Source organism: Anaerotignum lactatifermentans (genome assembly GCF_014982935.1).
In the GTDB taxonomy this organism is placed as follows: Bacteria; Bacillota; Clostridia; order Lachnospirales; family Anaerotignaceae; genus Anaerotignum; species Anaerotignum lactatifermentans.
The window spans coordinates 1-17,855 of record NZ_JADCKK010000055.1; the positions used below are offsets into that span (position 1 = coordinate 1).

Annotated in this window: 18 protein-coding genes; 1 reads left to right on the plus strand and 17 read right to left on the minus strand. The window is 44.0% G+C overall.

All coding sequences use genetic code 11. From position 1 onward, the window contains the following. The 14 genes from INF29_RS11470 to INF29_RS11535 form a co-directional block, all read right to left on the minus strand. The coding region (locus tag INF29_RS11470; RefSeq protein WP_193486694.1) for a 2-hydroxyacyl-CoA dehydratase subunit D at nt 1–831 on the minus strand (831 nt) is incomplete at its 3' end. A gap of 15 nt (nt 832–846) precedes the next feature. Continuing rightward, a complete protein-coding gene (locus INF29_RS11475) occupies nt 847–1,626 on the minus strand; it encodes an acyl-CoA dehydratase activase (RefSeq protein ID WP_072853419.1) in 780 nt (259 codons plus the stop codon). 635 nt (nt 1,627–2,261) lie between these two features. Continuing rightward, nucleotides 2,262–3,356 carry a patatin-like phospholipase family protein gene (locus INF29_RS11480; RefSeq protein WP_193486696.1) on the minus strand — a complete coding sequence of 365 codons (1,095 nt, stop codon included), beginning with the start codon at nt 3,354–3,356 and terminating at the stop codon, nt 2,262–2,264. Nucleotides 3,357–3,366: 10 nt separating this feature from the next. Beyond that, nucleotides 3,367–4,767, minus strand: coding sequence for a peptidoglycan D,D-transpeptidase FtsI family protein (locus INF29_RS11485; RefSeq protein WP_193486698.1), 1,401 nt, complete (start codon nt 4,765–4,767; stop codon nt 3,367–3,369). Beyond that, a complete protein-coding gene (locus INF29_RS11490; RefSeq protein WP_072853266.1) occupies nt 4,760–6,142 on the minus strand; it encodes an FtsW/RodA/SpoVE family cell cycle protein in 1,383 nt (460 codons plus the stop codon). Before INF29_RS11490 ends, INF29_RS11485 begins: the two co-directional genes overlap by 8 nt. A gap of 4 nt (nt 6,143–6,146) precedes the next feature. Continuing rightward, entirely contained in the window at nt 6,147–8,570 is a 2,424-nt protein-coding gene (locus tag INF29_RS11495; RefSeq protein ID WP_193486700.1) for a DUF3656 domain-containing U32 family peptidase, read from the minus strand. A 128-nt stretch (nt 8,571–8,698) separates the two neighbouring features. After that, on the minus strand, nt 8,699–9,115 hold the full coding sequence (gene zapA / locus INF29_RS11500) for a cell division protein ZapA (RefSeq protein ID WP_159432903.1): 417 nt from the start codon (nt 9,113–9,115) through the stop codon (nt 8,699–8,701). A 187-nt stretch (nt 9,116–9,302) separates the two neighbouring features. Then, nucleotides 9,303–9,863, minus strand: coding sequence for a 2-oxoacid:acceptor oxidoreductase family protein (locus INF29_RS11505; protein ID WP_193486702.1), 561 nt, complete (start codon nt 9,861–9,863; stop codon nt 9,303–9,305). Between the two features lies 1 nt (nt 9,864). Next, nucleotides 9,865–10,617, minus strand: a complete 753-nt coding sequence (locus tag INF29_RS11510) for a thiamine pyrophosphate-dependent enzyme (RefSeq protein ID WP_193486704.1) — start codon at nt 10,615–10,617, stop codon at nt 9,865–9,867. Further along, a complete protein-coding gene (locus tag INF29_RS11515; protein ID WP_072853274.1) occupies nt 10,617–11,675 on the minus strand; it encodes a 3-methyl-2-oxobutanoate dehydrogenase subunit VorB in 1,059 nt (352 codons plus the stop codon). The genes INF29_RS11510 and INF29_RS11515 overlap by 1 nt, the downstream gene beginning before the upstream one ends. Before the next feature lie 19 nt (nt 11,676–11,694). Then, nucleotides 11,695–11,910 carry a 4Fe-4S dicluster domain-containing protein gene (locus INF29_RS11520; RefSeq protein ID WP_072853275.1) on the minus strand — a complete coding sequence of 72 codons (216 nt, stop codon included), beginning with the start codon at nt 11,908–11,910 and terminating at the stop codon, nt 11,695–11,697. A gap of 29 nt (nt 11,911–11,939) precedes the next feature. Next, nucleotides 11,940–12,620 carry an ATP-binding protein gene (locus tag INF29_RS11525; protein WP_072853276.1) on the minus strand — a complete coding sequence of 227 codons (681 nt, stop codon included), beginning with the start codon at nt 12,618–12,620 and terminating at the stop codon, nt 11,940–11,942. Nucleotides 12,621–13,111: 491 nt separating this feature from the next. Beyond that, complete coding sequence (locus tag INF29_RS11530; RefSeq protein ID WP_193486706.1) at nt 13,112–15,220, minus strand: glutamine synthetase III family protein; 2,109 nt, start codon at nt 15,218–15,220, stop codon at nt 13,112–13,114. A gap of 249 nt (nt 15,221–15,469) precedes the next feature. Continuing rightward, nucleotides 15,470–15,682, minus strand: coding sequence for a zinc ribbon domain-containing protein (locus tag INF29_RS11535; protein WP_072853278.1), 213 nt, complete (start codon nt 15,680–15,682; stop codon nt 15,470–15,472). 90 nt (nt 15,683–15,772) lie between these two features. Here INF29_RS11535 and INF29_RS11540 point away from each other — a divergent pair, with 90 nt between their 5' ends. Continuing rightward, complete coding sequence (locus tag INF29_RS11540; protein ID WP_084730742.1) at nt 15,773–16,126, plus strand: hypothetical protein; 354 nt, start codon at nt 15,773–15,775, stop codon at nt 16,124–16,126. An 84-nt stretch (nt 16,127–16,210) separates the two neighbouring features. On the opposite strand, the gene INF29_RS11545 is transcribed toward INF29_RS11540, so the two are convergent. From INF29_RS11545 to INF29_RS11555, 3 genes are all read right to left on the minus strand, one after another. After that, nucleotides 16,211–16,504, minus strand: coding sequence for a DUF6514 family protein (locus tag INF29_RS11545; RefSeq protein WP_072853279.1), 294 nt, complete (start codon nt 16,502–16,504; stop codon nt 16,211–16,213). Between the two features lie 118 nt (nt 16,505–16,622). After that, nucleotides 16,623–17,507 (minus strand): sporulation transcription factor Spo0A, encoded by an 885-nt coding sequence (spo0A, locus tag INF29_RS11550; protein ID WP_072853280.1) that lies wholly within the window; start codon nt 17,505–17,507, stop codon nt 16,623–16,625. After that, nucleotides 17,491–17,697 carry a hypothetical protein gene (locus tag INF29_RS11555; RefSeq protein ID WP_193486708.1) on the minus strand — a complete coding sequence of 69 codons (207 nt, stop codon included), beginning with the start codon at nt 17,695–17,697 and terminating at the stop codon, nt 17,491–17,493. The genes spo0A and INF29_RS11555 overlap by 17 nt, the downstream gene beginning before the upstream one ends. Nucleotides 17,698–17,855: the final 158 nt, after the last annotated feature.

Sequence of the window (17,855 nt, forward strand, 5' to 3'; positions counted from 1 at the left end):
CCACTGAATACGTGTTTTTTCTGCGCCTTTGAATGCGTAGATACCAGCTTTCAGGTTTTCTTCCAGTTCGTCTGCGAAAGCTTTGAATGTGATTTCAGAGTAGTCCAGAGAACGAGCTGCAACAATCAGAGCCATGTAGTTGAACAGGTCGAAACCATTCAGAGGAGAGGGTTTATATTTTGTGAAGTCAGCGATTCTGTTCCACTGATATACGGAACGCTGTGTCTGTGCTTTTACTTCCTGGAATTTCTTCCAATCGAAAGGTCTGCCGCAGATTACTTCCAGCTGAGAAATAGCATTTCTGAATTCATCAGCAATGTATTCTTTTGCATATTCAGGAATAGGCATTGTGTGGTTGAAAGGTACGTCGATTACGATGCAGGGAATATCCAGTTCTACTGCAAGGTTTTCATACCATTTCAGCAGTGTGTTACAAATGTTGTTACATGTGATAACCAGATCGGGCAGAGGAACCTTAGCTGCGGGAGAGTTAACCAGAACTTCGGGTGCTACGCCTGTGAGAGCAGCTTCTTTCAAGCATTCCATGTAACCCATGTTTACTCTACCATAGGAACAGCAGTCAATGTTGTAGCCTTTTCTTTCTGCAACATCCAGCATATCCATTGCACCGTGTTTTGCACCGATACCAGCTGCATGTGTTTCGGGATAAACCATAGCGATACCCATAGTTACGCAGAATTCCGGAGGAGCTACAGAAGCAGACCAGCAAACCAGGTCGCCTCTTTCTTTTGCTTTTCTTGCGTCCTCATCAGTTTTTGCCTGATAGTAGCCTAACAATTGTTTTGCTTTCATGCCTTGTGTTAAACTCATTCTAATCCCTCTTTCTTATTTTTTTTGAGCCGCTTCGTATGCAAACAGTGCTGCACCGAGCGCGCCTGTTGTTTGTGGGTTTGGAGCCACAATTACGTCTGTTTTCAATACGCTTGCAACCGCTCTTACAACGCCGGCATTCTGGGCAACGCCGCCAGTCATGACAACGTCTTTTTCCAGACCGCCTCTGTAAGCAAGGCCACATGCTCTGCTGGCTACGGACAAATGAACGCCCTTGATGATGTTATTTCTGCTTTCGCCGTTAGAGAGCTGGGAAATAACTTCAGACTCCGCAAATACGGTACAGGTGCTGCTGATAGGAGCAGTATCTGTTGCCTGCGCATCAAGTTCTGCCATTTGATCCAGAGTCGTTTCCAAAACTCTTGCCATAACTTCCAGGAAACGACCTGTACCTGCTGCACATTTATCATTCATAAAAAACTGCCGAATGCCACCTTTGCTGTCCAGTCTGATTGCTTTCGCATCCTGACCGCCGATATCAATGATGGTGCGTGCAGTGGGTATCAAGTGATAAATACCTTTTGCATGGCAGCTGATTTCGCTGATCTGTTTATCAGCGCCTTCAAAAGCGAATCTGCCATAGCCGGTTACAACCAAATAAGAGATGTCTTCTCTGGTCAGACCACTTACTTTGTAAGCCTGTTCCAAAGCTCTCTGGGGACCCGAAGAACCTGTTCCGACCTGAACAACTTCTGCGGCCACAACGTCTTTCCCGTCTTTCAGGATTACAACCTTGGAAGAAGCGGAACCAACGTCAACACCCATTGTGTACATGTTTTGTCCTCCTTTGATCTATATATTTGACCATGCGATAAAAACAAAATGAAATGTAATTTTTTGTCAACCATTGCTCTTCCCCGTTTGATGAGCAACTTTATGATTGTGCTACCAATCACATTACAAAAAACCTATATTTACATATAAGTTTTCGTCGTTTTGCAATGCAGATGACTTATTTCACTCCCTGCATTTGTCTTGATTATAACATCTTTACTTTTTGATTGCAACCATATTGTTAAAAATTTATTATATTTTTTCAAAAATCAAACAAAAAAACGACATACCTGCAAAAACGGTGGATTCTGTATACAATTTAGTTCTCTTTCCCATTTTTTCCTTCCACTTTTTGTAAAAATTCGTGTGATTTTTTTAAAATCTTCCCTAATTTTTAGCAAAACAGCAGAGGAATCTCAACATTTTTACAAACAACGGAAATAGCTAAATGTATACACTCCCTATACAAAATTGCTTTGTATACGAATTATTTGTATTCCAAATCCTTCTAAATCACTAGAATTTGTTAAATAATCTGCAAAAATCCCCTTCCCCAGAAATCGCAATATGACCATTTCTTTCACAAAAACAAAAAAGCGAAAGAATCCATAAACAGATTCTTTCGCTTTTCCATTTCATTTATTTTTTTTCATCTGGGCAATCTCCCATAGCAATTCTTCTTCTGTTCGAATGACAAAAGGTGTAATTCCAAACGCTTCCGCTTTTTCCTCCAGCATCCGCAGACACAGTTCATAATAACCGCCTTTTACATGCAGGCGTTTTGCCATTTTGGGCAAAATCTCCTCATTGATCTCCCGCAGGTTTAACAGTTGTTTCCCGTTAACATTTTCCCACTGGATCATCGCCCGCAACATAGCATAAGCTTTTTCTTCGCTCCATTTTCTGTCAATGTAATATTTCTCGCCCGCCAGACCATAGAGCAGCTTCATACCATCAAAATATCCCAGTGTCATATCTTTTTTGGTCTGTTCCCCGTCAAACTGCAGGATGCCACCAAGTTTTTCCCTTGGTGCCACTACAGTGACGTTCACACCTTCTGGTATCTTCACCTTTTTTTCATAGCCAACGCCAAAGATACGGATGACAATAATATCTTTGTAGCCTCTTTCCACCAGGCTATTCAAAGGCACCACGTTTTTGATGCTGCCATCTACATAAAACTTTCCGCTTAATGGTTCCCGTTTGAAAGCAGGGAAATAAGCACTGGCCAGCAACATATCATGGATTGTCCCCTTTGGCAGCGCAGCCGCTTCCAGATCCAACTCTTTTTTATCTGTCAAAGAATATGTCACCAGATAGAAATTGACATCTGACTGACGAATTTTCTCCTCATCCACCACTTCTTCCAACAGATTCCGTAATGGTTCTGCATCGAAACCACGATTTTTAATGACTTTCGCCATATCCAGCAAAAAAGACGGCCATTCATTCCAACGCATTTCTTTATCAAAAAAAGCTTTCATCTGTACATCATCTACATCAATAATCTGAGAAAAGGTCAGATTTTCCCAAAGATGTACCGCTTTATCCAGATCACGCATTGCCATCAGTGCCCCATTCAAGGCGCCTACAGAAGAACCAGAAACAGCGCAGTATTTGACACCAACTTCCTCAAAAGCTTGCCAAACCCCAATTTCATAAGCGCCTTTTGCACCGCCGCCTTCCAAAGCAATGGCATATTCTTTTGATAAATCCAGCTTGATTTCCATGGCTTCCCCCTTATTCTGCCAATTTTTCCAATGCCACTTCCAAAACTTCTCCTGCAATAGGTGTTGCCTTGCCGTAATCAGAATTTTCAATGACAACTGCTACAGAAACCTGCGGATTTTCCGCCGGTGCATAACCTACAAACCAAGAATGGTCTTTGCCTGTGGCATTTTCTGCTGTACCCGTTTTACCAGCAACAGTTACGCCGCTGATCTGAGCCGCTGTACCCGTACCATGATCTACAACACCCACCAGCAAATCATTAAGCTGGCTCGTTTCTGTAGGAGAACAGATTTCCATGAGTTTTTCCGGCACAGTTGTATCGCCGATTTCTCCATTTGCATACTGAATGTGATCAACAATATATGGACGCATCATAATACCGTCGTTTGCCACAGCAGAAATCATCATTGCCATATACAGAGGTGAAACACTTGTTTTCCCCTGACCAATGGATGTTTCCACCAATTCACTTTCTGAAGAATCTTTATTCAGTGACATGACGCTCTGACTGTGTGCCAACGCAAAACCATAATCAGAAAGAATGCCACATTCCTTCATAACTTTGCTCAGGTTTCCTGCCCCGATTTTTTCTGCAAGAGCCGCAAAATAACAGTTGCAGGATTCCGCCATGGCTTCTTCCATATCTACTGTGCCATGGGCTTTGTTATTGTAACAATGGATGACCTTGTTTTCAAATTCCGCTTCGCCTGTACAATCATAAGTAAAGCTCTCCCAATCGGGCACATATTCCATTGCCGCAAGGGCAGTGATAATCTTGAACGTAGACCCGGGAGGATACAAGCCTTGGGTTGCGCGGTTTACGAGAGGGCTATCTTCATCTGTAGTCAGATAATCCCAATCGCCGGAAACAGTATTCGGGTCAAAGTCAGGATATGCCTGCATTGCCAAAATACGTCCTGTGGAAGGTTCCATAACCACAACAGCGCCTTTTGTACTGCCCAGCAAATCCCCTGCCGCACTTTGGATATCCATATCCAGTGTCAGTACCACATCATTTCCTTTGGGATCTTTTCCTTCCAGCAGACCAGACAAACGCTGGAGCAATTCCTGATGGACGGACATCAATTCAAAGTTATAAGCCGATTCCACACCGGTTTTCCCTACACTACTATATCCCGTTACGTGGGCAGCCATACGTCCTCTGGGATATTCACGCAAATAACTGCCATCTTCCTGCAACGTACTGGTTGCCAACACTTCTCCGTTCCGATCCAGAATGTCACCTCTCTGGATGCCTTCCTCATCGTTACGCAGACGGATATTATAGGAATTGCCGGATATTTCCGCACGATCTACAATTACCAACTTACCAAGATACCCCAGCAGCAGAAAAAAGCAAAGTGCCAGAAGCCAGAAGATCCGTCTGACGCTTTTTTTCATATTATTCATCGGCGTATCTCCTTTCTACATAATGCTGCTGCACAGGTTCTGCCGCAGCCTGGCTATGCTGTTCGCAATATACGCAAACCCACTGCAAAATGCCGAACATCATCAGGCTCACCAGTACGGAAGTACCACCGTAGCTAACCAGAGGCAGTGTAACCCCAGTCAGAGGAATCAGTTTGATAACGCCGCCGATGATGACAAATGCCTGAAAAGCAATCATAGCTGTAAAGCCTACTGCCAGCAGGCTGTAATATCTTCTGGTGCAGTCCAATGTGATACGGATTCCGCGATATAACAACATAATAAAAATACAAATAATGCCTGCGCCAAAGAGCGCACCGAATTCCTCGCAGATTGCCGCAAAAATACAGTCACTTTCTACAACGGGGATGCTGACTGGCATACCTTTTGTCAAGCCGCTGCCGAAAAGTCCGTATGTGGTAATGGCAAACAAAGAAGTAACGATCTGATAGCCGCCATGGTCAATGTCTGCCCAAGGGTCACGCCATGCTGCCACACGCACCTGCACATGGGAAAACAGTTTATAGGCAATGGTAGCCGCAAAGCTGGCTGCCCCCATACCAAGCAAAAACAGCACTTCATTGGAAGTAGCGATGTACAGCATAGTCATAAAGGTCATAAAGAAGATCAGGGCACTGCCCAGGTCTTTCTGGAGTACCAGCAAAATAACGACGCCGGCACTCAAACTGCCAGTGATGAGCAGTTCCCGCAGTTCCACACGTTTTCTGAAAACGCTTGCCAGATAGAATATGAACAAGAACTTGGCAAGTTCAGAAGGCTGGAAGCTGATGCTGCCGATTTCCAACCAGTTCTGGGAACCGCCGTGTTCCACACCAAAAATCTGTGTAAACAGCAGCAGTCCATAACAAACAATGATGTATGCCCATTCAAAAATTTCAAATCTGGGAATCAGCCGTAAAATAGATGGCAATGCCAGCATGCCTGCCAGACCAAGGGCCATCCATACCAGCTGTTTATGAGCCAATGCCGGATCTACTCTTTGAAGCATAATCAGGCTCACATCCATCAGGAACAGCATCCCTGTCCAGATCAACGGACAGCCTTCATAGTAAAATCGATCCAGCAGCTGAATGGCTACCAACAAAAATACCAGCGATATGGCACCAAAAAGCAATGCCTGCCAGTCAAAAAGATAGGTGTCCCGATTATAGGACAAAATCAGGAATGCCGTTAAGTGCATCAGCACAACCAATCTGCGCTGTACAGATACCGCCCGATAAGGGCTGCCCAGATAGCCGCCCTGTTCGTATGCGATATATACAATGGCTTCCCACAGATACAGTCCGATATAGATGACGAACAGATATCTGCTCAACATAATAATCAAATCAAACATATCCTCACTCCACTCCACGGAAGAAATGCCCTTTTGTACTGCCTTTTTCGCTCATCTGCTGCAAAAGAGCTCTTGTTTCCGCACTGCAATGCGCAGTGTCTTTTGTCATTTCGGCGTAAGCCCGCACAATGCGCTCCACCCTTGCCGGACCTTCCTTTGTAAAGTTCAGGCGAACGCTCCCCACTGCGTTATCCAGCACTTCATCATAAAACTTCAATGCAAACAGAGGTTTCCCGTTCAAAATGGAACATACACACCGTTCACAGTCTGTCATCAGCGGGAATTTTTCCCCTTTTCTGTCACGCAGGAAGTACAGATCCTGATTCCAACGTTTCTTACAGTACTGACCGCTGTGTTTTTCTCCAGCAAAGTTCCCGATGGGGCATTGCTGTGTGGTCATCAAAGGCAGATAGCCATAAACCACCATTTCACAGGAACTGTCTGCCATTGCACGAATTTCCTGCAGATTATTTTCCACAGAAAGACATACATTGTCTGCCCCCTGTTCCTGCCAGAACAGCACTGCTTCCCGGTTCACCACATTCAGATTATAATCCGCTGTGATTTTCTTACCGGAATTTTTCACTGCGCCAAGCTGACCTGCGGAACGCACCAGGAAACCATCCAAATCGCTTTCCAGGAAACGCTGCAATCTGCTTTCGTCTTCAGGACGTTTCCTGTCTACCCGAGGCAATGCCGCATAACATGCCACATCATAACGATGGCATTTCGCAATGACATCTGCCAGATGTTCTTCCAGCTCCATGGTGGATTCAACATAAATCCGTTCTACGCCTTTTTGTTTCACAGCCGCATCCAGCTGTTCCAGATTGCTTACCAGCACATGAAGTTTCTTTTTCAGCAGACGAGGCTCCTTTGCCTGGCGAGGCGCTTCTCCCCGTTCTGCGTTTTTCCGTTTGGTCTTTTTCAGCATTGCCTGTTCCAATGCTTCTGCCGCATCACGACGAAGCTGGTTCAAATTGCTGATGCCTACATATATATTTTCGTCTGCCTGTACATCCAGATCAGCCAGCGCAAAGGGAGTTGCACCCATTTTTTCAATCTGCTGGCGTAATTTTTCCACAGCAGTGGGCTGGTTCGTAGCTTCCTGCACCACTTCCCCAGTCACATATACGCTGCTGCCCATATTATCCCATAACTGCAATGCCAGTGGTTCTCCTTTTCTGGCTTTTAAAACACCATAAATCGGCAGTTTTCTGGTTTCTTTTTCCCATGTTTTCTGCAAAGCATCGTTGAGCGCCTTGCCATAGGTACGATAAACCACGTCGTTTTTCTCAATATCCCCTTCCAGCGTCAGAGTGATCACTTCCCCTGCTTTGGAATGTTTTGTCACCTGACAGCCTACATGAGGGCCGCGACTGGTCCAAACTTCGATACCGTCACCGGGAACCAGCGGCTCTCTGGTACGGATAACTACTTTTTTATGCTGAGGCAGGTATTTATCCACAATACCCACTTTTAACCCCCATGTTTTGGGACGTTCCACACTCATCATATCCAGACCGCCACGAGAAGTATAATACCCTTCTGTGAAACCGCCGCGGTTGAACAGCTGGGTCAGTTCTTTCATATCATCCAGAGAAACCTCATAGTGTTCTGGATCTTCGAAGTACATGTCGATATATTTCCGATAAATCCGTGTAACCCCTGCCACATATTCAGGATTTTTCATTCGACCTTCAATTTTCAAGGAAGCAATACCTGCTTCGATGAGTTCTGGCAAAATAGAAACTGTCGCAATATCTTTGGGAGAAAGCAAATGACCTTCCGCCACCTTATCATATCCGCAATAGAGGGTATAAGGGAGTCTGCATGTCTGGGCACAACGTCCACGGTTGCCGCTTCTGCCACCCAGCATACTGCTCATGATACACTGACCGGAGTAACAAACGCAGAGCGCACCATGAACGAATGTTTCCACTTCCGCACCAGTCTGCTCTGTGATATGACGGATTTCCGGCAAAGTCAGTTCTCTGCTCAAAACCACTTTGTCAAAGCCCTGTTCATACCAGTAATTCACGTCTGCTAAAGAATTGGATGTCATCTGTGTGCTGGCATGGAGGGGGAAATCGGGGTAATGTTCCCGCACCAGTTTTGCAGCCCCAGCATCCTGCATGATCAGCGCATCTACACCCATACGATGCAATTTTCCAATAAACTGGATAAATTCCGGCAGTTCTTTATCTTTATAAACTGTATTTACTGTAACATATACCTTCACGCCACGCAGATGACAATAGTCATAAGCTTCTTCCAATTCTTCCAGAGAAAAATTTCCCGCATATTGTCTGGCGCTGAATAATTTTCCGCCTAAATAAACGGCGTCACAACCATTCTGCACAGCAGCCTTCAGGCTTTCCATGGACCCCGCAGGCGCCAGCAGTTCTGGTTTTTTTCTAAAAGGCATATCTTTTCCCCTTTCTCTTTGAAACGAATGTATCTCTGTTTTTTCTTCAAATTTTTTGATGCAAAAGGAAAAATAGCAGTTTTTTTCTTTTTGCACCCGTCAAAAATCCCCTGCTATTTTGTCATATTTTATCTTTTTCTGGGACGTACTTTCGAAGTATGGAGCCCCTCATTTGCAGCTTCTTCTTCCGCCTGATACTCTTGCAGTTTCCGTTCCAGTCTTCTTTTGTCCCGTTCCAACTGTTCGATCTGTTCCTGCAATTCTGCTGTTTTTGCTTTTTCTGACATAACCTGCAGCCGCAGTTCTTCCATGGTTTCTTCCTGTTCCAAATGCTGCTTGACTTCTTTAAAATAATCATTTGCCACATTGATGGAAGTCAAAATATACGCCAAACTGCTGTCAATTGCCACAGCTTTTGAGTTTTTTCTAATCTCTGTCATCTTTTGATCGATGTATCCGGCAACCTGCATCATATGTTCTTCTGTTTCCGGTCCCATTAATGTAAAGGATTTCCCATCAATCGTAATTTTCACTTTATTATTCACAGCCATTTGCCTCCCCTCTTTCTTTTCGGCAAAACAAAATGAAACTTGTGTTCGATCCGATATATGCTCATTTGTATTCAATCTATTATACCATAAATCACATAGGGAAGAAATCTTTTTTTATAAAAGAACCCCCGCACTGGGAAAACCCAATGCGGGGGTGATATGCACTTTCAGTTATCTGAAATTAGCAGTTTTCTTTTGCATAGTTGAAACCAAGTTCAAATGCTTTTTTGTTGTCGGGGATAAATTTAGCTTTACCACCTTCGAATACATGAGCGAATGTATCGTCCATGCCTTCTACTTTGATTGCGCCTGTTGCGCAAACAACTGCACCCAGCATTACCAGGTTAGCCAGTTTGGAGCCGCCGAAAGCGTCTGTTGCGATTCTGTTAGCAGGAACAGAATATACTTTTACGCCTTCTTTAACATCCAGATGATCTGTTGTGCACAGGTCAGCGTTGATAACCAGAGAACCGCCTTCTTTTACAACGTGTGCAAATTTATCCAGGGAAGGCTGGTTCAGAGCTACTACGCAGTCAGCGTCTTTTGTGATAACGGGAGAACCGATACCTTCATCAGAAATGATTACGTTTACGTTTGCAGTACCGCCACGCATTTCAGGACCGTAGGAAGGACACCAAGATACTTCTTTTCCTTCCAGCATACCGGAGTAAGCCATAATTTTACCCATCAGCAAAGAACCCTGACCGCCAAAACCTGCAATGATAGAAGAAAATGTACTCATATTATTTGCCCTCCTCTGCTGTGATGTCTTTGTATACGCCAAGAGGATAGTAAGGGATCATTTTTTCTCTTACGAATTCCATGGATTTTACAGGTGTCAGACCCCAGTTTGTAGGGCAGCTAGCAACTACTTCTACGAATGTGAAGCCCAGACCCTGTCTCTGGATTTCGAAAGCTTTTTTGATCGCTCTCTTAGCAGCTGTAACCTGTGCAGGTGTGGAAACACTTACTCTTTCGATGTAAGCAGGACCTGTCAGTGTAGCCAGCATTTCGGAAACGCGCAGAGGGTTACCGTTGATTTTAGGATCACGACCAGCTTTAGCTGTTGTAGCTTTCATGCCGGGCAGTGTTGTAGGAGCCATCTGACCGCCTGTCATACCGTAAATACCATTGTTGATAAAGATTGTTGTGATTTTTTCGCCTCTTGCTGCTGCATGAACGATTTCACAAGTACCGATGGAAGCCAAGTCACCATCGCCCTGATATGTCATAACGATGTTATCGGGATGTACTCTCTTGATACCTGTTGCTGTTGCGGGAGCACGACCGTGTGCACACTGAATAGCATCAAAGTTGAAGTAGTTGTTTGCAAATACAGCACAACCTACGGGTACGCAAGCGATTGCGTTTTCAACTTCGCCCAGTTCTTCCAGTACTTCTGCTACCAGTCTATGTACGATACCGTGTGCACAACCAGGACAATAATGCAATTTGACATCAGTTAACGCTTTTGTTTTTTCGAATACAACTGCCATTATTTGTCACCTCCCATAACTTCTTTACCGAATGCAACCACTTCGTCAACAGTAGGTACGTTACCGCCTGTTCTGCCGTGGAATGCTACTTTGTTTTTGTCGTTACATGCATAAGCAACGTCGGGAACCATCTGACCCATAGACATTTCTACGTCCAGATATTTTTTGATCTGACCATTCCATTTATCGAAAGCTTTCTGAGGGAAAGGCCACAGTGTTTTAGGTCTAAGCATACCAACTTTGTAACCTTCAGCTCTCAGGTAACCGATAGCTGTTCTTACAACTCTGGATGCTGTACCATAGGAAACGAAAGCATATTCTGCATCATCCAGCAGATATTCTTCCCAAGCCTGTTCGTTTGCTTCAACTTTTTCATAAACTTCAAAGTGTTCATGGTTCCAGTTTTCGCAATCGTCGGGATCGATAACCAAGTTTTTGATGTTGTGTCTTTCGCCTTTGCCTTTACCTGTCAGAGCCCATGTTTTTTCAGGGATACCTTCTCTGCGAACATAGTTGAATTCTACAGGTTCCATCATCTGACCGATCAGACCGTCTGCCAGAACGATTACAGGGATGCCGTACATATCAGCGATATCGAAAGCTTCCATAACCATGTTAACTGCTTCCTGAACGGATGCGGGTGCCAGTACTACGTTGTGGTAGTCACCGTTTGCGCCGCCTTTAACAGCCATGTTATAGTCAGCCTGACCGGGCTGAATTGTACCCAGACCCGGACCCCCACGCATCATGTTGATGATAACTGCGGGCAGACCTGCGTTAGAGATATAACCGATACCTTCCTGTTTCAGTGCGATACCGGGAGAAGAAGAGCTGGTCAGAACACGTGCGCCTGCTGCTGCTGCGCCATAAACCATGTTAATCGCTGCTACTTCGGATTCTGCCTGAACAAATGTACCGCCTACTTTGGGCAGTTCACTGGATAAATATTCTGGTACTTCGCTCTGAGGAGTGATGGGATAACCGAAGAAATATCTGCAACCCGCCTCAATCGCTGCTTTACCAACTGCTTCGTTGCCTTTCATTAAAACTTTTGCCATTGATGTTCCTCCTCCCTTATTAGTCGAGCTTTTCTACTGTGATTGCGCAGTCAGGGCACATTTTCGCGCAGCTTGTGCAAGCGATACAGTCTTCGCCTACCATTTCTGCGGGATTGTAACCTGCGGGGTTGATTTTTGTTGTCGAAAGAGCCAGTACGTTCTTAGGACAAACAGAAACACAAAGACCGCAACCTTTACAGATCACTTCATCGATTGTTACTCTACCTTTTGCCATTCAAAATACACCTCCATAAATATTTGAATTTACATCCAGGTTTTCCGCATATTAAACTTCATAGGGAATAATTCCCCTGCAAGCCCTTCCGGTACGCCTTCTGTCAAAAGTTCTTCAACATAAGTTACGTACTTTACAGGGACGCCTGTACGTTTGGTCACTTCTCTCAATATCGCATCTCCTTCTACGAGACACTGCGCTGTTGTTTCGCGAACCAGATTTGTGTTATTGATGAAGCCTGTCACTTTCAATCCCGAAGCATACTCCAGATTTTCCATCTGTTCGATCACACCTTCCGGTGTAGAGGTATTGGGACGATATGTATTGACTACCATAAAAAAGTCTGTTTCCTCCGGGTGCAGAAGGGGTTTCATTCTTCCCAGAACCAGGGTGCCAACATCGTTGCCGCCCAAGTCAACCACATACTGGAATTCTTTGTTGGTAACAGGCATTGTCATCGCACCGGAAACAGCAGGCACGTCTGCGCCGGCTCCTTCGATATTAGAAGCGATCACCATGATCCCCTTCTCTTCCAGTTCTGCCTTCTTTTCGCGGGAGCGGAAATAAACATTTACGATATCCAAATCGGCAATGGCTACTTTTCCTTCGGTCTGTTCCCGAAGAGCAGTCACATAATTGACTGCGAATTCTGTTTTGCCACTACCGTAGTGACCTGTGATGATACGGATTCTTTTGTCATTAGAAACCATTTTATCCACCTCTACTTTTCGATAATGCATATAGAATAAATGATATATTTTTTGGTCATTTTTTATAATCTATCAAATCAACTGGGTTAAATGCATAATTTAAATGTTTCATTTTTTCATTCTTTATGCAAATCCACCCGATTTCTTCTGCTTTATGTATACATAATAACACACTTCTTTCCACTTTGCAAGAAATTTAACATTTTTTTTGGGAAGCATTGAAAAAAAAACATAAAACCCGAGAAAAATGCTCTCATTTATAAGGCAATTTCCTATCTGTTTTCTTTTTTCATTTGTAAACTATTTATATTTTTTTCAGAAAAGATACATTTTCTTTATATCTTTTGCCACTTTGTCTTACATCTTATCTTGTTTTTATCTTTTTACGATAATAGCCACAAATGCAGAAAACCTCACCTTTTTTCCATATTCCTACAGAAAAAAAGGTGAGGTTTCAAATTCCCTTTATAAAGTTGTCTTACAATATTGTATTAGATATTATACAGCAATTCTCCATAAGTGGGGAAAGGCCATACATCTTCATCCACCAGCATTTCCAGCGCATCTGCGGGAACACGCAGCGCCTGCATGGCTTCAAAGACGTAGTCACGGCAGAATACAGCCTGAGAACGGCTGCTGCCCTGAAGCAGCTGTGCCTGTTCTGCCACTTCTTCCAGATGTTTCAGTGCCTTATGGAACTGCGCAATATTTTCATTGATTTCCTGCAGCAGTTCTTCTGCAACAGAAGCATCTCCGCCTACGGATTTGATAGCTGCCAAGGACTGTGCCACACTGCCTGCATATTTCAGCACAGCGGGACGAATCTGTTTGGAAGCAATGTCGATCATTGTCTTTGCTTCAATATTAATCTGTTTGATATATGCTTCATAATTGATTTCCGCACGGGAATGAAGTTCCAGACGGCTCAATACATGATGACGTTCAAAAAGGCTGATGGCTTTATCTGTAATCAATGCAGGAATTGCATCCACAGTGTTGCTGATGTTGGGCAGGCCTCTGCGGGCAGCTTCCTGTTTCCATTCTTCGGAATAACCGTTGCCGTCAAAAATAATCCGTTTGTGAGCAATATATGTGTCACGAATCAAATCGTGTACGGCTTCGTTAAAGTCTTCTGCTTTTTCCAGCTGATCTGCAAATTCCTTCAAAGCATCTGCAACGATGGTATTGAATACAAAGTTGGGACCGGAAATAGAGCCAGAAGAAGGCGGCATACGGAATTCAAATTTATTCCCTGTAAATGCCAGAGGAGAAGTTCTGTTTCTGTCTGTAGCATCTCTGTTCAGGTAAGGCAGTGTGTTTACGCCTACGCGCATTTTACCGCCCTGCAAGCTGCTGGTTGCTTCCCCATGTTCAATCTGGTCGAAAATATCTTGGAGCTGATCCCCAAGGAAAATGGAAATGATTGCCGGAGGCGCTTCTGCCGCACCCAGACGATGGTCATTGCCATGGCTGGCAGCAGACACACGCAGGATATCCGCATACTGATCCACACCTTTGATGATAGCTGTCAGGAAAATCAGGAACTGTGCGTTTTCATGAGGTGTCTTACCAGGATCCAGCAGATTCTGTCCGTCATCAGTACCCATGGACCAGTTGTTGTGTTTACCACTGCCGTTTACACCGGCAAAAGGTTTTTCATGGAGCAGACAAGCCAAACCATGGTGGCTGGCAATACGTTTCATGGCTTCCATAATCAGCTGGTTATGGTCTGTTGCTGTGTTACAGTCGCTGAAAATAGGCGCCAATTCATGCTGTGCAGGCGCTACTTCATTATGCTGTGTTTTTGCGGAAACACCCAGTTTCCACAGTTCCACATTCAATTCATGCATAAAGCAGGCAATTCTTTCTTTGATGCTGCCGAAATAATGGTCATCCAATTCCTGCCCTTTGGGAGGCGCCGCACCAAACAATGTTCTGCCTGTAAAGATCAAGTCTTTTCTCTTATTATACAGTTCACGGTCAATGAGGAAATACTCCTGTTCTGCGCCGGCATATACGCTGATCTTTTTGGCTGTTGTGTTGCCAAACAGACGCAAGATACGCATAGCCTGGTTGCTGACTGCTTCCATGGAACGCAGCAGAGGTGTCTTTTTATCCAGCGCTTCCCCTGTGTAGGAGCAAAACGCAGTGGGGATGTATAATGTTACGCCGCCTGCATCCTCACGCAAAAATGCCGGAGAGGTACAGTCCCAAGCGGTATAGCCCCTTGCTTCAAACGTGGCACGCAGTCCCCCGGAAGGGAAAGAAGATGCATCGGATTCCCCTTTGATCAGCTCTTTGCCGGAAAATTCCATAATGGCTCTGCCGTTGACAGGAGGTGCCAAGAAGGAATCATGTTTTTCCGCGGTAATGCCGGTCATGGGCTGGAACCAGTGGGTATAGTGTGTCGCACCACGTTCGATTGCCCAATCTTTCATAGCATTGGCAATGATATCCGCAATGGAAGAATTCAGCATTTCGCCTCGTTCAATGGTCTTTTTCAGTTCTTCATACACGTGTTTTGGCAAGTGATCCCGCATCATGGAATCATTGAATACATTCATGCCAAAAATTTCTGGAATTGATACTTTTTCGTACATACGCCGTTACTTTCTCCTTCCATACAGTTGTATTTCCTTATAAGCATGATAGTTACATTATACAAATCTGGTTTTCATTTTGCAACGATTTTACTTTTACTTCGTAAAAAACAGCGAAACCATCACCTTTTTCCCCTTCCGCTTCCATTTTTTCGTGATTTTTCCAATGTACCCTTTCCTTTTTTGCATAAAAAAATAAGAACAGCATGGTTTTCAGCCACACTGTTCTCACTCTTCTTACACAGTTTTTCAGCCTCCGATCAGGAAATCCAGAATATTTTCTCCTGTGGATGTTTCTGCCCGATAAATTTCCGTATATCCACATTTTTCACAGCTGATAGTAATGAATTTTTTATTTTGAATATCGAATAATTTTGCCATGGTGCCGCCAGTAGCCTGGAACTGGTCCTGCACAAATTCATGACATCCGCATTTTGGACAAACAAACTGCATCTTTTCCATGTCTGCTCCCCCTTTTCTTCTATTTTTGTTTATCATACAAAAAACAATTCAAAAGCACAATAACCTTTTCCTTATCTTAAGAAATTTGTCATGCTTCTGAAAAAATTTCTTTTCCCATATTTTCCTCTTGAACAAGAACATATGTTCGTATATAATAAAGATAATAAGACTGGAGGGATTGCCATGAAGCTTTTGAATAAACAAATTGATATGATTTCTTGGACATCGAAAGAAGGTGTTGTCACACCTGTACGCTTTCGCATAGAAGAAGATGGGAAATCCATTGTCATTCGCATCGGACGAATTTTGCAAACCGAAAAAAATATGTTTGGCGGCACTCCCACCCTTTCTTTCCGCTGCGCCAGCCATATCTGCGGACAAGAGCACATTTACGAAGTCACTTATAACAGCGGCAGTCAGAAATGGCTCTTAAAAAAATATTGAACATCGTAAATAAAAAAGCACGAAGATTCCTATAAACCATGGAAACTCGTGCTTTTATGTTTGTAATGAATTGCAATGATTTTCTTAGCAGATAAATTCTTTTGCGGAAATATAGTCATCCCCCAATTCTGCCAATTCCACAGGGAACGCATCTCCCTGACATAATTTCTGTAAAAAGATTTCCATTTCCTCCTGTCTGTCAGACAGTCCAGAAACTTCTTCCCGTTCCAGCACTTGTCCACCACTGATCTTATCAATGGCAACACCGTACACATTTTCCCCCTTGGGAACGGGATGTACCAGCAAGAAATACTGCAATGTAAACTTGTGATTCTTTTCATCTGCAATCTGTTTTTCCCATAACATGCGCCGTTCCATTTTCCTCGCCCCTTCCACAATGATTCTTTAACAGAATTATAGAAATCATTATGCAAAAAAGCCATAAAAATTCCGTTAATAATACGGATTATCACACTCTTTACGCTTTCTTTATATCTCAGGAAAATAAAAGCAGCTTATCCTCCGCCTGTAAATTAGATCCACCTTGATTTTTTGCCTCTTGATTTCGATAAGGCGCCATTCGATAAGACTGACCATAGCGCATACGGAAGTATTCTGCCAATATAGCAATAAACTGACCATTTGTTGGCTTTTCTATCATATGATAGCCAGATATTTCAAAATACACCTGTCTGCCGTTTTTCTTCCATGCACTCTCTACTGCATGACGGATTGCTCGTTCCACTTTGCTGGCAGAAGTATGATACATCCGTGCAATATCAGGATACAGTCCTTTGGTGATGCCAACCATCACTTCGGCATCCTCTACTGCCATCATCACCGCCTGTCGGATGAAATGATATCCTTTGATGCTGGCAGGTACCCCCATACGGCTGAGCACAGAAGAAATTTCAGCTTCCAATCCAGACACCTGATGATGTTCTGGAACAGGTTCTTCTCGTTGTACTGTCCAAATCTTTTCTTTGCCCTCATAAGAACGAATCGGTTCTGTCAATTGATGGATTCGTTCCAGCAGCAATTCTCCCTGTATAGGTTTTGCCATATAATAATCTGCACCCATAGCAACTGCTCGGCGTACCACTGTATCGCTGTCGATCGCAGAAATCATAATGCACACACACTCTTTTTTCTGCGCCTTCATCTGTTCCAGCACCCAGACACCATCTTTTTCCCCCAAAATGACATCCATCAGCAGCACATCCGGCGCGCTTTCCTGCACCATCTGAAATACCGCCGGACCATTATCAGCCATGCCTACAACTACCATATCGCCGCGCCGCTCCAGACAAAGCTTCAGCTTCTGCAGATAGAACAGATCTCGATCTGCAATGACTACCCGTATTTTATTTCTCACTTGCATCAAAATAAAAACCCCCATCTATCCTTTTGTTTTTTTCGGAAACTTCCCCTTGCGTAAGCCTATTATAATGCGGGTATGTGCTTCCATCCATATACGCCTGCCAAATTGCTGTTTCCTGTTCATTTTTAGCAAAGGACATAGAAAAAATGTTATTCAGGCAAAAAACATGACATTTCATGACGAAATCCACAGGTTTTCCACCTGCAATGTACTCTCTTGAAAAATCAGGACCACCGGCTTAGCCGGTGGTTTGCTCTGCCCCTAGAAGGGGCTCTTACCAGCTGCGCTTGCAAGCGCATTGAAAGTCCGCCAAGTGCTCTACTTTCTCAACTGCCGCCCTTGGCGGCT